Raw genomic sequence first — 14,838 nt, forward strand, 5'->3', positions numbered from 1 at the left:
AACCTACCGGTGCGCTCCGTCCGTCCACGCCGGAGAGCGGCGAACGGGTGAGGTCGTCCCCCGACAGGGCGCAGGAGGTCGACGGGACGTCCACGGGGCCGCTAAGGTCAGGCTCTCCTCCGTGACCTGCGCCTCACGACGCTGTGAGTCCTTCGTCACAAAAGCTCCGCGAGTGCTCCTGCCGAGCAGTCGCTGCGCGGCAGCGCGCCTACAGTGGGTGGCAGGACGCCGCCGCCCGAGCGCCGAAGCCCGGGTGATCCGGCGTCGAGGAGCACTCGAGGAGGACGCTGGTGGCCACGAGCCTCACCCCACCCGGACAGGGCACGCCCACGGGGAGCAGGAAACCCGCAGGGACGCTCTACCGCGGCCGCGAAGGCATGTGGTCGTGGGTGATGCACCGGATCTCCGGTGTCCTCATCTTCTTCTTCCTCTTCGTGCACGTGCTCGACACCGCGACCGTGCGGGTCTCCCCCGAGGTCTACAACGGTGTGATCGGACAGTACAAGAACCCCGTGATGGGCCTCGGCGAGGCCGGCCTCGTCGGCGCGGTCGTCTTCCACGCGCTCAACGGGATCCGCATCATCCTCGTGGACTTCTGGTCCGGCGGCACCAAGCACCAGCGGAAGCTGTTCTGGGGCGTCGTCGTGGTCTGGGTCCTGCTGATGGCCGGGTTCCTGCCCCGCCACCTGATCAACGTCTTCTCGCACTGAGGGATCGAACCGTGAGCGCAGAGCAGACCCCGGGTGGCAGCTACGCCCCCGCCCTGGAAACCCCCCGTTCCCCCTACAAGCGCAACAAGGCGACCCGGACCAACTGGGAGCTGTACGGCTGGCTGTTCATGCGGATGTCGGGCGTCGTCCTCCTCGTCCTGATCTTCGGCCACCTGTTCGTGAACCTGGTCATGGGCGAAGGCATCCACCAGGTCGACTGGGGTTTCGTGGCCGGCAAGTGGGCCAGCCCGTTCTGGCAGGTCTGGGACCTGCTGATGCTGTGGCTGGCGCAGCTGCACGGCACCAACGGCGTCCGCACCGTCATCAACGACTACGCCGAACGCGACTCCACGCGATTCTGGCTGAAGATGGCCCTCTACCTCGCGACGGTCATCGTCATCGTCGTCGGGACGCTGGTCATCTTCACCTTCGACCCCTGCGCCGACCCGACGCAGGCGCAGAGGTTCTCCTTCTGCGCGGCAAGCTGACCCGGAGGAACTCATGCAGACGCACCAGTTCGACGTCGTCATCGTCGGCGCCGGGGGCGCCGGAATGCGCGCCGCCCTCGAATCCGGCCAGCGCGCGCGCACGGCCGTCCTCACCAAGCTCTACCCGACGCGCTCGCACACCGGTGCGGCCCAGGGCGGCATGTGCGCCGCCCTGGCCAACGTCGAGGAGGACAACTGGGAGTGGCACACCTTCGACACCGTCAAGGGCGGTGACTACCTCGTCGACCAGGACGCGGCCGAGGTGATGTGCAAGGAGGCCATCGACGCGGTCCTCGACCTCGAGAAGATGGGCCTGCCCTTCAACCGCACGCCCGAGGGCAAGATCGACCAGCGCCGCTTCGGCGGGCACACCCGCGACCACGGCAAGTCCCCGGTGCGTCGCAGCTGCTTCGCCGCCGACCGCACCGGTCACATGATCCTGCAGACGCTGTACCAGCAGTGCGTGAAGCACGAGGTCGAGTTCTTCAACGAGTTCTACGTCCTCGACCTGCTGCTCGTGCCCGCCGACGAGGCGAAGACCGGCAGCGAGATCGAGGGCGCGGCCGACCAGCGCGGGTTGCAGACCCCGCCGACCATCGGCGTCCCGGGCGACAAGCGCATCGCCGGCGTCGTGGCCTACGAGCTCTCCACCGGCGAGATCCACGTGTTCCAGGCGAAGTCGGTCGTCCTCGCGACCGGTGGTGCGGGCAAGGTCTACAAGACGACCTCGAACGCGCACACCCTGACCGGGGACGGCATGGGCATCGCCTACCGCAGCGGTCTGCCGCTGGAGGACATGGAGTTCTTCCAGTTCCACCCGACCGGCCTCGCCGGTCTCGGGATCCTGCTCTCCGAGGCGGCCCGCGGTGAGGGCGGGATCCTCCGCAACGCCGACGGCGAGCGGTTCATGGAGCGCTACGCCCCGACCATCAAGGACCTCGCGCCCCGCGACATCGTCGCCCGGGCGATGGCCAACGAGGTGCGCGAGGGCCGCGGGGCCGGTCCGAACAAGGACTACGTCTACCTCGACCTGACCCACCTCGAGCCCGCGCACATCGACGCGAAGCTGCCCGACATCACCGAGTTCGCCCGCACCTACCTCGGGGTCGAGCCCTACACCGAACCCGTTCCGGTCTACCCCACGGCGCACTACGCCATGGGCGGGGTGCCGACCAACGTCGACACCGAGGTGCTGCAGGACAACACCCGCGTCGTCCCGGGCCTCTACGCGGCCGGCGAGGTCGCGTGCGTCTCGGTGCACGGCTCGAACCGTCTCGGCACGAACTCGCTGCTGGACATCAACGTGTTCGGCAAGCGCGCGGGCATCGCCGCGGCGGAGTACGCGACGAAGGCCGAGTGGATCGCCGTCCCCGACGGCTCCGAGCTCCCGGTCATCAACTGGATGTCGGAGATGCGTGACCGCGCCCAGGGTGAACGCGTCTCGGACATCCGTCGTGAGCTGCAGGACACGATGGACGCCAACGCCCAGGTGTTCCGCACCGAGGCGACGCTGAAGCAGGCCCTCACCGACATCGACCGCCTGAAGGAGCGCTACTCGCGCGCCTCGGTGCAGGACAAGGGCAAGCGGTTCAACCTCGACCTGCTCGAGGGCCTCGAGCTCGGGTTCCTGCTCGACCTCGCCGAGGCCATGTGCCTCGGGGCGCTGGAGCGCAAGGAGTCTCGCGGCGGTCACTTCCGCGAGGACTACCCCAACCGCGACGACGTGAACTACATGCGGCACACCATGGTCTACCGCGAGTACGCCGCCGACGGTTCCTACTCGACGCGACTGGACTTCAAGCCCGTGGTCCAGACCCGCTACCAGCCGATGGAGCGCAAGTACTGATGTCGACCTTCGAGACCAGCCCCGCCGAGACCAACGGCGAAGCGGGTCCGGCGAAGTCCGCCGAGACCGCACGCAGCGGTGGCGGCCGCCGGTCGCCCGTCGAGGGGCAGGGCGGGGCGGGCGAGGTCCCCTCGTTCTCCGTGACGGTCAAGATCCGCCGCTACGACCCGGATCTCGACGCGGAACCGCACTGGGAGTCCTACGACCTGACGATGCACGGCACCGACCGCGTGCTCGACGCCCTGCACAAGGTCAAGTGGGAGCAGGACGGTCGGCTGTCCTTCCGCCGCTCCTGCGCCCACGGGGTCTGCGGCTCCGACGCCATGCGCATCAACGGCCGCAACCGGCTGGCGTGCAAGACGTTGCTGAAGGACCTGAACATCGACAAGCCCATCCTGATCGAGCCGATCAAGGGTCTGCCGGTGGAGAAGGACCTCATCGTCGACATGGAACCGTTCTTCGCGGCCTACCGCGAGGTCATGCCGTTCCTCGTCACCAACGGGGCCGAGCCGACCCGGGAACGCATCCAGTCCCAGGCCGACCGCGAACGCTTCGACGACACCACCAAGTGCATCCTCTGCGCCGCGTGCACGTCGAGCTGCCCGGTCTTCTGGAACGACGGCCAGTACTTCGGGCCCGCCGCGATCGTCAACGCGCACCGCTTCATCTTCGACAGCCGCGACTCCGCCTCGGACCTGCGCCTGGAGATCCTCAACGACAAGGAAGGGGTGTGGCGCTGCCGCACCACCTTCAACTGCTCCGAGGCCTGCCCCCGGGGCATCCAGGTCACCAAGGCCATCGCCGAGGTCAAGCAGGCGCTCATCTCGCGCAAGCTCTGACCCGCACGACGAAGGGCCCGTCCGCCGCTGCGGACGGGCCCTTCGTCGTGGGTGCGCGCAGCTCCTCGTCGGCCCCCGATCGACGCCACGTAGAGTGCCGCGCAGGGCCACCCCGGGGGAGAGACCGAATGCGGCACCAGGACCGATACCTGCAGATCAGCCGGATCCTGTCCCGGCACGGTCTGGGGTACTTCATCGACGCGCTCGGCCTCGAGCGGTGGGTGCGCACCGACTGGGACCTCTTCGGGGGCCGGGCCCAGGAACGCGAGCGGCACACCCGGGCCGCGCACGTCCGCCTCGTCATGGAGGAACTGGGGCCGACCGCGGTGAAGATCGGCCAGATCCTCTCCACCCGTCCCGACCTGCTCTCCCCCGGCTTCCAGCACGAGCTGGAGAAGCTGCAGGACAGCGCCACCCCCGTTCCCTACGAGACGGTCCGCGACGCCGTGGAGGAGGAACTCGGGGCGCCGCCCGAGGAGCTGTTCGTGAACTTCAGCCGCGAACCGCTCGCCAGCGCCTCGATCGGGCAGGCCCACACCGCGGTCCTGGAGGACGGGACGCAGGTCGTGGTGAAGGTCCGCCGGCCCGGGGTGGTCGAGGAGGTCGAGGGCGACCTCGAGATCCTCCGCACCCTCGCCGTGCAGGCCTCGCGGCGGTGGACGGTGGCGGCCGACTACGACGTCGTCGGACTGGCGACGGACTTCGCCGACACCCTGCGCGCCGAACTCGACTACCTCGCCGAGGGCCACAACGCGGAACGGTTCGCCCGCAACTTCGAGGGCGACCCCGACATCCGGGTCCCGGCGGTCTACTGGGACACGACGACGTCGCGGGTCCTCACCCTCGAACGCCTGCACGGAGTCAAGATCAACGACGACGCCGCGCTCGCCGAGCACGGCATCGACCGGACGGAACTCGCCGCCCGCGCGACGCGCCTGCTCGCCGACATGGTCTTCGAGCACGGGTTCTTCCACGCCGACCCGCACCCGGGGAACTTCCTCATCGAACCCTCCGGGCGCATCGGGCTGCTCGACTACGGGATGGTCGGCGAGGTCGACGAACGCTCCCGGGAACAGCTGGCGATGCTGCTGGCGGCGTTCTCCCGGCGGGACCCCTCGCGCATCGCGGCGGCCTTCGCGACGATCGGCGTCACCGAGCACCGCGTCGACCGGGTCCGGCTCACCGCCGACTGCGCGCACCTGCTGCGGACCTACGAGGGTCTGCCGCTGGGGCGCATCTCCGTCAGCGACATCGTGCGCGACGTGCTGGAGATCCTCCGCCGCCACCACCTGGCGTTGCCGCGCAACCTCGCCCTCGTCGTGAAGATGATCGTCATGACCGAGGGGCTGGGGTCGAGCCTGGACCCCGACTTCCAGCTCGGGCGGGTCCTCAACCCCTACGCGCGCAGGCTTGTGGCCCGCCACTTCGACCCGCTGGCGATGGCGAAGCGGGTGCGCCAGGCCGGTCTGGACGTCGCCCAGCTCGGGGTGGAACTCCCCGGGCAGCTCGGCCGGCTGCTCGACGTCCTGGACCGGGACGGGATCTCGGTCTCGTTGCGCACCGACGAGCTGGACCCCCTGGTGGCGAGGCTCGAACGCATCGGCAACCGCGTCGTCGCCGGCCTCGTCGTCTCCGCCGGGATCGGGGCGCTGGCCACCGTCGGCTCCACCGACCCCGAACGCTTCAAACCCCACGAGACGAAGGTCGTCGCCGTGGGGGTGGCGGCCCTGGGCGCGCTGACGGGGTACCTCGGCTGGACCGCGAGGGGTCACCGCTCCCGACGACGCTGAGCCGTCCCGTCCCCGGTCCCGGACCGGGGACCCCGTCGCACCCTCGCGGAGCTCCGCTCCACACCCTCGCGGAGCTCCGCTCCACACCGACCACGAAGGAGTTGACCGTGCGCGCAGTGCGCTTCCACCGCTACGGCGGACCCGAGGTCCTGCAGGTCGAGGAACTGCCGACCCCGCACCCCGGCCCCGGCGAGGTGGTCGTGGAGGTCCGGGCCGCCGGGATCAACCCGGGCGAGACCGCGATCCGCAGCGGGGCGATGAAGGACCTCTTCCCGGCGACGTTCCCGTCCGGCCAGGGCAGCGACCTCGCCGGCGTCGTCAGCGCCGTGGGCCCGGACGCCACCTGGTCGCCCGGCGATGAGGTCATGGGCTGGTCCTGGGCCCGTTCCAGCCAGGCGAGCCACGTCCTCGTGCCCGGCGACCAGCTGATCCCCAGACCCGCCGGGCTGAGCTGGGAGGTCGCGGGTTCCCTCTACGTGGCCGGGGTGACGGCCTTCGCCGCGGTGCGCGCCGTGGACCCGCAGCCGGGTGAGACGGTGGCGGTCTCCGCGGCGGCCGGCGGGGTCGGATCGCTCGTCGTGCAGCTCCTCACCCGCCGCGGCGCGAAGGTCCTGGGGATCGCGGGCCCGGCCAACGCCGACTGGTTGCGCACCCACGGCGCCGAACCCGTGGAGTACGGGGAGGGTCTGGCCGAGCGTCTGGAGGAGGACGTCCCCGACGCCTTCATCGACCTCTTCGGTCCCGACTACGTCCAGCTCGCCGTCGACCTGGGGATCCCGAAGCACCGCATCGAGACGATCATCTCCTTCGCCCTGGCCGCGGAACTCGGCGTCAAGGCCGAGGGCAGCGAGGGGGCCACGACGACGGGAATCCTCGGCGAGATCGCCGAACTCGTCGCCACCGGGAAGCTCGAGGTGGAGATCGCCGCGAGCTACCCGCTGGAGGAGGTGGGCGCCGCGTTCACCGAGCTGGAACGTCGGCACACCCGCGGCAAGATCGTCCTCCTCCCCTGACCTCCCCCTCCCAACTCCTGGGAGACTTTCCACCCTTCACGGCCTCCGGAAGAGTGGAAAGTCTCCCAGGAGTCGTCAGGAGAAGCTGGCCTGCACGACGCGGTTGCCGCCGGGGCGGGCGAAGCGCGAGCGACGCAGGTCGCGGACGACGAAGCCCCGGCTGATGAAGCGGTCGGTCCCGTCGAAGCGGGGGGTGAACGGCGAGCGACCGTGCATCGCGCGCAGGTTGTCGAGCATCAGCACGTCACCGGGCTGCAGGACGACGGCGTGGCGGTGCGCGACGTAGATCTCCAGGACCCGTTCGAGCAGCGCCTGCGCGCGCTTGGTGATGCCGTGCATGAGGTCCTGGTCCACGAGCATCGTCGGGTCGTCGACGTCACCGGTGAGGATCGAGAACGGGCCGCGGACCTCGCGGGTGTCGAGGAAGTCGGCGAAGGACTCGTCGACCAGCGTCGTCCAGAGCGGACGGAAGAGTTCCATGACGTCGGTCGGGTCGACGTGCTCGAGCAGGTCGAGCGCGCGGAAGGCGTAGGTCGAGGCGTCGGCGTCCCCGCGCAGGCAGCCGAGGACGACGTAGTCGGGACGCAGGCCGGAGAAGCACTGCTCGGTGTGCGCCTCGAGCTCCACCCGGGAGCCCTGCGACTGCTGCGTCGCGGCGAGCCTGGCGTTGGGGACCATGTCCTGCAGCAGGTGGCCGTGACCTTCGGCGGCGTAGCCGACCATGTGCCCGAGGGCGTGGCTGACGATGGCCTGCTGCTTGGCCAGCAGCGTCCGACCGCCGACACCGCCGGTGTTGTCGGCGGGGGTGGCCGGCAGGTCGCCGACCTCGAGGCCGCGCAGGACGAGCACCCCGGAGTCGGAACCGCGCTCCTCGAAGGCCCACAGCGTCTCGGCGACCTCCTGCGGGAGTTCCCGGGCCAGCAGGCGGGCCTGGCGGCCGAAGGCCTCGGGCTCGGTCACGGGGTCGGCGCTCAGTCGCGACCCCAGCGCGGCCATCGCCGCCCGCTGCGTCGCCGGCAGCTCGAGGAAGGTCGGCACGGTGGCCGAGGAGTCGAGGAACAACGAGGACACGGTGGAGCTCCCATCATCGGCGCACTACGTGGTCACACCGTAGCGCGCCGATGGCGGGCAGTCTGCCTAGTTCACCTGCGCAGCACTGGACAGATTGTCAGCGCTTGATCATGTCGTGCGGGTCGATGACGAACTTCTGCGGCGCACCCGCGTCGAACTTCGCGTAGGCGTCGGGCGCCTCGTCCAGCGAGATCGCCGTCGCCCCGACGGCCTTCGCGATCTGCACCTTGTCGTGCAGGATCGCCATCATCAACCCCCGGTGGTACTTCATCACCGGGCACTGCCCCGTGGTGAAGGCCAGCGACTTCGCCCAGCCGGTGCCGAGGTCCAGCGACAGCGACCCCTTCTTGGCCGCCTCGTCGACCCCGCCCGGGTCACCCGTGACGTAGAGCCCCGGGATGCCGAGCGACCCGCCCGCCGCGGTGACCTCCATGAGCGAGTTGAGCACCGTCGCGGGCGCCTCGGTGCCCGAACCGGCACCGTGGCCGCGCGCTTCGAAACCGACGGCGTCGATGCCGGAGTCGACCTCGGGGACGCCGAGGATCTGTTCGATCTGGTCCCGCGGGTCCCCCTTCGAGACGTCGACGGTCTCGCAGCCGAAGCTGCGGGCCCGTTCCAGCCGTTCGGGGTTGAGGTCGGCGACGATGACGACGGCCGCGCCCAGCAGCTGCGCGCCGACGGCGGCCGCGAGGCCGACCGGACCGGCGCCCGCGACGTAGACCGTCGACCCGACGCCCACCCCGGCGCTGACCGCGCCGTGGAAACCGGTCGGGAAGATGTCGGAGAGCATGGTCAGGTCGAGGATCTTCTCCATCGCCTGGTCCTTGTCCGGGAACTTCAGGCAGTTGAAGTCCGCGTAGGGCACCAGGACGTAGTCGGCCTGCCCGCCGACCCAGCCGCCCATGTCGACGTAGCCGTAGGCCGATCCGGGGCGGTCCGGGTTCACGTTGAGGCAGATGCCCGTCTTGCGTTCCTTGCAGTTGCGGCAGCGACCGCAGGCGATGTTGAACGGGACGGACACCAGGTCGCCGACCTCGAGGAACTCGACGTCGCGGCCCTTCTCGACGATCTCACCGGTGATCTCGTGGCCGAGGACGAGGTTCGGCGGGGCGGTGGTGCGCCCGCGGACCATGTGCTGGTCGGAACCGCAGATGTTGGTCGCCACCAGCTTGAGGATGACGCCGTGGTCGACCTTGCGCCCGACGTTGGCGGGGTTGACCCCGGGGCCGTCCTTCAGCTCGAAGGTCGGGTAGTCGATGGTCTGCACCTCGACCCGGCCGGGGCCGAGGTAGGCCACGGCGCGGTTGCCGGTCGGAGCAGACGTGCTGGTACCAGCAGAACTGTCGGTCGTGGTCACGGACTGAGCCCTTCTCACCGGCGCCGACATCGGTGTCGACGCGCTGCCCTCACCCAACCCCGGCAGGGGTGCGCCGCGCAAGGGTCCGGTCCCCCACGGCCAGCGCCAGTGCCCCGAGGCAGGACAGCGCGACGACCCAGCCCATGAGGTGCAGGCCGGCGTCGGTGGGCCGCTGCCCGAACACGAGACCGACGAGGGCGGAGGAGCCGATGGCCGCCAGGTAGACGAACGTGCGGGACAGCCCGGACGCGGCACCCGTCGTCTCCGGCGGCGCCTGCCGGTACATCGCCGCCTGGTTGGACACCGAGGCCAGTCCCTGCGCGATCCCGAAGCAGCCCGCGACGACGAGGAGGAACCCCACGGGCGAGCCCGCGTCGGTCAGCACGAGGAGCACTCCCCCCAGCGTCGGCAGCACCCCGGCCGCGACGAGCGGCGCCCGCAACCGGGTGGTCCGGGCGACCAGCACCGAGGCCAACCCCGCCAGCACCGCGGAGGGCAGCTGGAGCAGCCCCGCCCGTTCGCTGGAGAAACCCGCCACGTCCTGCAGCCACTGGCTGTACCCGTAGGTCATCGAGTAGAAGCCGAAGTACAGCAGCATCATCCGCAGGTAGGTGCGGGTGAGGGCCCCGTTGCGGCGCAGCATCCGCAGGTCGATGAACGGCGCCGTGCGACGGAGTTCCCAGCGGACCGTCAGCGCGCCCACCAGGACGGAACCCGCCAGCAGCCACCAGTACCCCGAGGCCAGGTCGAGCAGGAACACCAGCATCGTCGTGGTGGTGACGGCGAAACCCGCCATGCCCACGACGTCGAGGCGACCGGGATCGGCGAGGAGCCGGGAGGCCGGGCGGGTGTCGTCGCCCGGCAACCAGAGCCAGGACAGCACCAGGGCGATCCCCGCGAGCGGCACGTTGACGACGAAGACGGCCGGCCAGCCGAAGGAGCCGACGAGGAAACCCCCGAGGACGGGACCGACGGCCGTGGTCGCGAGCGCTGCGATCGACACCGCCGACAGCAGGGCCGGCGGGGTCGCGACCCCGGCGCGGGCGGACTGGTCGCGGATCATCGTCATGGCGCTCGGGTAGGCGGCCGAGGTCCCGATCCCGAGGAGGACGCGGGAGACGAGGACCCCCGCGAACGTCGCCGACACCAGCGGCACGATCCCCGCGACCACGACGACCACGAGGCCGAACAGGTAGGTCCGGCGTGGTCCGAACCGGTCGGCCAGCGTGCCCATGGTCGGCTGGGCGATGGAGCTCGCGAGGTAGAGACCGGCGACGAGCCAGACGACGGTGCTGGAGCCGACCCCGAGCGCGGTGGAGATGGGGACCAGCGCCACCGAGACCATGGTGGTGTTGACGGGGTTGAGGACGGGACCGATGAGCAGGGGGACGACGAACCGGGCGCCGAAAGGACTCGCGGAGGGCTGACTCACGCGTTGACCAGCGGCTCGTCGATCGCGCCACCCAGGTCGTCGACCAGTCGCGCGAGGACCGGGACGGCGCGGGCGAGGGTCTGCAGGTCCGCGTCCGGCAGCCCGGCTCCCAGTCCGTCGGCGATGCGGCGAACCCGCCCCTCCCGATCGGCCAGCACCGCCGTACGTCCACGGGCGGTGAGGTCGAGCAGGATCTTGCGGCCGTCGACGGGGTGCGGGGCCGTGGCGAGGTAGCCGGCCTCCAGGAGTTCCTTGACGGTGACGGCCATCGTCTGCGGCCGGACCCGCCGCAGGGCGGCAAGGTCGGAGGACGTCATCGCACCCCGTCGGGCGAGCAGCCCGAGGACGGCGCCGGTGATGGGCGGCAACGTGTTCCCACCCTCGACGGAGCGGATGAGGGCCCCGGTGACGAGCCGGAGGTCGTGGGCGAGGTCCTCCACGTCGGGCTTCATGGCCTCGAGGCTACCCGAAGTCTTCAGTGCAGCCTGAACAGGTTGTGCTGTAGGTTTCGACCATGGAGCTCACCAAGCACACCCACGCCACGGTCGTCCTCAGCAAGGACGGCTCTGCGCTGCTCATCGACCCGGGTGCCTACACCCCGAACACCCCGGAACTCCTCGCGGCCGCCGACGCGGTGCTCTACACCCACGACCACCCGGACCACGTGGACGCCGATGCGCTGAAGACCGCGCTCGCCGCCCGTCCGGAACTCCCCGTGTTCGGCCCGGCCGGCGTGCGCGAGTTCGTCGGCGACGACCGTGTGCAGGTCGTCGCCGCCGGCGACACCTTCACGGCGGCGGGTTTCGAGGTCGCCGTGTTCGGCGGGCAGCACGCCGTCATCCACGCGGACGTGCCGGTCATGGAGAACGTCGCCTTCCTCGTCGACGGCGACGTCTTCCACCCCGGCGACGCCTACGAGGTGCCGAACGTCCCGGTGAAGACGCTGCTGCTCCCCACCAGCGGCCCGTGGTCGAAGGTCGGCGAGGGCGTCGACTACCTGCGCGCCGTGAAGCCGCAGCGCGCCATCCAGATCCACGACCTCATGCTGTCCGAGACCGGTCAGCACAGCACCGCCCAGTTCATCGGCGACCTGGGCGGGCTGCCCCTGGAGACCGTCCCGCTGGGGAGCACCGTCACCCTCTGACCGCCCGTTCGTGATCTTGCTGGGTCCACCAGCAAGATCACGCGTCAGGGGCGGCGGAGGCTGCGGATGCCCAGGACCGCGATGGCCGTCCCCAGCACCAGGCTCACCACGACGAGCACCAGGTGGACGAGGAAGAAGGGCTGGGCGCCGTCGTCGAAGGACCGCGGGTCCGCCCAGATGTTCTTGAGGAACGTGGGCCAGATGATCCAGCTCCAGACGCCGAAGAGGATGAGGAACCAGCTGGAACGCTTGGACAGGACCACGTCCCGATCATCCCACCCGGTCAGCGCCCCCGGCGCACGACCTTGAGGGCGGTGGCCCCGATCGCCCCGACGACGAGGCCGGAGACGAAGGGCATCCGGCCCTTGTGGTCGGCCGGTGCCTCCGGGCCGAGCGGGACCTGCAGGCGCGCCTGCGCCATCAGGTCCGGGTGCAGGGAACCCCTGTCCTCGGCCACGGTCGCGGCCCACGCCGCGGCGAGCAGCACGACCCGCGCGATCAGCTGCATGAGGACGAGCAGCACGACGAACGTCGCGGCCGCCCCGAGGAACGCGTTGCCGGAGGCGCTGCGCCCCGCGATGGCCGTCCCGAACTGCTTCAGCAGGCCGATCCCGACCCCGCCGATCACCGCGCCCTGCAGCAGGTCACGCACGGGGAGGTTCGCGCCGGGCAGGATCCGGAACACCGCGAGGAAGGTCAGGGTGTCGATCGCCAGCGCGACGACGAAACCCACGATCGCGAGCAGCCAGCGCGACCACGTCGAGGGTTCGAAGCCGAACGCGTCGAGCAGCACCCCGCCCGCGCCGTTCGTGCCGACGACGGCGATGACGGAGAGCAGGACGCCGAACCCGATGACGACCATGCCGCCGAGGTCGCGCAGCTTCACGACCAGGAAGTTGCCGCCGCCGGCGTCCTCGCCGTAGATGGCCCGGACGCCCTGGCGCATGCCGTCGATCCAGCCGAGACCGGTGAAGAGGGCGGTCACGGTGGAGATGACGAGACCCCAGGTCAGGGCGCTGCCCGAGAGGAAATCGTCGATGTAGATGCCCTTGGGCCCGCCGGGCGTCTGCTTGGCCGCCTCGGAGGTCCCGGTGTTGATGAGACCCGGCAGGTACTTGCTGAGCCCCGAGACGAGGTTCGAGGTGATGAAGTCCCGGAACTCCGGCACCCCGGTCATCACGAGCCCGATGATCGTCAAGGCCACCGCGAGCGCCGGGAAGATGGAGAAGAACGCGAAGTACGCGATCCCGCCCGCCAGCACGTTCCCCCGGGCGTCGCCGTACTTCTTGTAGACCCGCGCCGGCAGCGACCGCTGGACGGTGCTGACCGCGCTCTTGGCCTGATCGACGGCACCGCTCACCGGGAGGGACCCCTCACTGCTGGGACGTGACGCCCTCTCGGGGCGACCGGACGCCGTCGGCGCCGTCGTCGTGGAGGTTGAACCCTCTCACGGTGGTGGTCGCCACCTCGTCCCGCAACACGAGTCGCACCACGAGTCGCACCACGAGTCGCAGCGGAGGGCACCTACTGCGGGAAGGTGAAGTCCTCGCGCGGGCGCCAGACCCCGTCGCCGCCGTGCTCGTAGAGGCTGAACCCCTTCACGGTGAAGGTCGCCTCCCAGTCCCGCAGCACGAGTTCGGCGCGGTCGAGGGAGGACTCCTCGACGTCGTGGGCGACGGTGACGTGGGGGTGGAAGGGGAAGGCGATCTCGTGCCGCAGCGGGCCGGTGCGGATCGCGGCCTGGAGCAGTTCGCACTCGGAGATGCCGCGGGCGAGCTGGACGAAGACGACGGGCGAGACGGGGCGGAAGGTCGCGGTGCCCCGCAGGTGCACCTCGAAGGGGGTCCCGGTGGCGGCGGTCGACGCGAGGTGGTCGCGGGCGGCGTCGAGGTCGGCGCAGGAGAGCTCGAAGGGCGGCAGCAGCGTGATGTGCGGCGGGATGGCGTGCGCGAGCGGGTCCCCGAACTTCTCCCGCCAGGCCGTCAGCTCGGCCGCGTGCGGTGCGGGGACGGGGATCGAGACCCCGATGGTCGCCACGTCACCACGCTGCGCTGCGTCGTCCCGTGCTGATCCGCTCACCGGCGCCGACCCACCAGGCCGACCCGGTCGTAGACCGTGGCCAGCGTGTCCTCGGCGATCTCGTTCGCGCGCGCAGCGCCGGAGGCGAGCAGTTCGTCGAGGGCGCCGGCGTCGGCCATGAGCTCCTGCGCACGGGTCCGGACCGGGCCCAGCACGTCGGTGACGACCTCGGCCAGCTCCTTCTTGAGGTCGCCGTAGCCGCGGCCGGCGAAGTCCGCCTCGAGCTCGGGGATCGACTGCCCGGACAGGGCGGAGTGGATCGAGAGCAGGTTGGAGACGCCGGCCTTCTCGACGGGGTCGAAGAGGACCTCGCGGCCGGTGTCGGTGACGGCGGAGCGGATCTTCTTCGCGGTGACCTTGGGGTCGTCCATGACGTCGACGATCCCGTTGGGCGAGGACGAGGACTTGCTCATCTTCGCGCCGGGTTCCTGCAGGTCGAAGATCTTCGCGGTCTCCTTGGGGATGAAGGGTTCCGGCACGGTGAACGTCTCGCCGAAGCGGGAGTTGAAGCGCTGGGCCAGGTTGCGGGTCAGCTCCAGGTGCTGGCGCTGGTCCTCACCGACGGGGACCTCCGCAGCCTGGTAGAGCAGGATGTCCGCGGCCATGAGGACCGGGTAGGTGAACAGCCCGACGGTGGTGCTGTCGGAGCCCTGCTTGGCCGACTTGTCCTTGAACTGCGTCATCCGCCCGGCCTCGCCGAAACCGGTGATGCACGACAGCACCCAGGCGAGCTGGGCGTGGGCGGGGACGTGGCTCTGGACGAAGAGGGCCGAGCGTTCGGGGTCGACGCCCGCGGCGATGTACTGGGCGGCCGTCCAGCGGGTCCGCTCGCGCAGCGCGGCCGGGTCCGGCCCGACGGTGAGGGCGTGCAGGTCGACGACGCAGTAGAGCGCGTCGTGGGTCTCCTGCAGGGCCACCCACTGCTTGAGGGCACCGAGGTAGTTGCCGAGGTGGAGCGACCCTGAGGTCGGCTGCATCCCCGACAGCAGTCGCGGGCGCGTACCTGCCATGACGGACATGACTCCATCCTGCCAGCCGCCGGGTGCCGGCCCGTCGCCCCACCCCCGTC

14 protein-coding genes and 2 pseudogenes are annotated in these 14,838 nt (G+C 70.5%); 8 read left to right on the top strand and 8 right to left on the bottom strand.

What is annotated here, in order from left to right:
* Positions 1 to 290 precede the first annotated feature (290 nt).
* The 7 genes and pseudogenes from sdhC (at position 291) to SJY07_RS07790 (ending at position 6,686) form a co-directional block, all read left to right on the top strand.
* Positions 291 to 710 carry a succinate dehydrogenase, cytochrome b556 subunit gene (gene sdhC, locus SJY07_RS07760; protein WP_328294820.1) on the top strand — a complete coding sequence of 140 codons (420 nt, stop codon included), beginning with the start codon at positions 291 to 293 and terminating at the stop codon, positions 708 to 710.
* A gap of 11 nt (positions 711 to 721) precedes the next feature.
* Positions 722 to 1,198 (top strand): succinate dehydrogenase hydrophobic membrane anchor subunit, encoded by a 477-nt coding sequence (locus SJY07_RS07765; RefSeq protein WP_328294819.1) that lies wholly within the window; start codon positions 722 to 724, stop codon positions 1,196 to 1,198.
* A 13-nt stretch (positions 1,199 to 1,211) separates the two neighbouring features.
* A pseudogene (locus SJY07_RS07770) lies at positions 1,212 to 2,553 on the top strand (FAD-binding protein); the annotation flags it as partial.
* Between the two features lie 83 nt (positions 2,554 to 2,636).
* Positions 2,637 to 3,044 (top strand): annotated as a pseudogene (locus SJY07_RS07775) (succinate dehydrogenase/fumarate reductase flavoprotein subunit); the annotation flags it as partial.
* A complete protein-coding gene (locus SJY07_RS07780) occupies positions 3,044 to 3,883 on the top strand; it encodes a succinate dehydrogenase iron-sulfur subunit (protein ID WP_328294817.1) in 840 nt (279 codons plus the stop codon). The pseudogene SJY07_RS07775 and the gene SJY07_RS07780, both read left to right, overlap by 1 nt.
* 128 nt (positions 3,884 to 4,011) lie before the next feature.
* Positions 4,012 to 5,673: an AarF/ABC1/UbiB kinase family protein gene (locus SJY07_RS07785; protein ID WP_328294815.1), complete on the top strand. Its 1,662-nt coding sequence runs from the start codon at positions 4,012 to 4,014 to the stop codon at positions 5,671 to 5,673.
* 107 nt (positions 5,674 to 5,780) lie between these two features.
* Positions 5,781 to 6,686, top strand: coding sequence for an NADP-dependent oxidoreductase (locus SJY07_RS07790; protein WP_328294814.1), 906 nt, complete (start codon positions 5,781 to 5,783; stop codon positions 6,684 to 6,686).
* Between the two features lie 75 nt (positions 6,687 to 6,761).
* Here SJY07_RS07790 and SJY07_RS07795 read toward each other — a convergent pair whose 3' ends face one another.
* The 4 genes from SJY07_RS07795 to SJY07_RS07810 all read right to left on the bottom strand — a co-directional run bounded on the left by SJY07_RS07795 (position 6,762) and on the right by SJY07_RS07810 (position 10,998).
* The gene (locus tag SJY07_RS07795) at positions 6,762 to 7,757 is read right to left on the bottom strand and encodes a TauD/TfdA family dioxygenase (protein ID WP_328294813.1); all 996 of its coding nucleotides are present in this window, start codon (positions 7,755 to 7,757) and stop codon (positions 6,762 to 6,764) included.
* 97 nt (positions 7,758 to 7,854) lie between these two features.
* A complete protein-coding gene (gene fdhA / locus SJY07_RS07800; protein ID WP_380158209.1) occupies positions 7,855 to 9,114 on the bottom strand; it encodes a formaldehyde dehydrogenase, glutathione-independent in 1,260 nt (419 codons plus the stop codon).
* A gap of 49 nt (positions 9,115 to 9,163) precedes the next feature.
* Entirely contained in the window at positions 9,164 to 10,546 is a 1,383-nt protein-coding gene (locus SJY07_RS07805; protein WP_380158211.1) for an MFS transporter, read from the bottom strand.
* On the bottom strand, positions 10,543 to 10,998 hold the full coding sequence (locus SJY07_RS07810) for a MarR family winged helix-turn-helix transcriptional regulator (RefSeq protein WP_380158213.1): 456 nt from the start codon (positions 10,996 to 10,998) through the stop codon (positions 10,543 to 10,545). Before SJY07_RS07810 ends, SJY07_RS07805 begins: the two co-directional genes overlap by 4 nt.
* Positions 10,999 to 11,060: 62 nt before the next feature.
* On the opposite strand from SJY07_RS07810, the gene SJY07_RS07815 reads away from it, so the two are divergent.
* Positions 11,061 to 11,690: an MBL fold metallo-hydrolase gene (locus SJY07_RS07815; protein WP_328294809.1), complete on the top strand. Its 630-nt coding sequence runs from the start codon at positions 11,061 to 11,063 to the stop codon at positions 11,688 to 11,690.
* Positions 11,691 to 11,734: 44 nt separating this feature from the next.
* Here SJY07_RS07815 and SJY07_RS07820 read toward each other — a convergent pair whose 3' ends face one another.
* From SJY07_RS07820 to trpS, 4 genes are all read right to left on the bottom strand, one after another.
* Positions 11,735 to 11,953, bottom strand: coding sequence for an SCO4848 family membrane protein (locus SJY07_RS07820; protein ID WP_380158215.1), 219 nt, complete (start codon positions 11,951 to 11,953; stop codon positions 11,735 to 11,737).
* Between the two features lie 20 nt (positions 11,954 to 11,973).
* Positions 11,974 to 13,050 carry a YihY/virulence factor BrkB family protein gene (locus tag SJY07_RS07825; protein WP_380158217.1) on the bottom strand — a complete coding sequence of 359 codons (1,077 nt, stop codon included), beginning with the start codon at positions 13,048 to 13,050 and terminating at the stop codon, positions 11,974 to 11,976.
* 164 nt (positions 13,051 to 13,214) lie between these two features.
* The gene (locus SJY07_RS07830; RefSeq protein WP_328294806.1) at positions 13,215 to 13,727 is read right to left on the bottom strand and encodes a 2'-5' RNA ligase family protein; all 513 of its coding nucleotides are present in this window, start codon (positions 13,725 to 13,727) and stop codon (positions 13,215 to 13,217) included.
* Positions 13,728 to 13,765: 38 nt separating this feature from the next.
* Positions 13,766 to 14,779: a tryptophan--tRNA ligase gene (gene trpS / locus SJY07_RS07835; protein ID WP_380162214.1), complete on the bottom strand. Its 1,014-nt coding sequence runs from the start codon at positions 14,777 to 14,779 to the stop codon at positions 13,766 to 13,768.
* Positions 14,780 to 14,838 lie beyond the last annotated feature (59 nt).

This window comes from Kineococcus sp. R86509, from assembly GCF_042466365.1.
In the GTDB taxonomy this organism is placed as follows: domain Bacteria; phylum Actinomycetota; class Actinomycetes; order Actinomycetales; family Kineococcaceae; genus Kineococcus.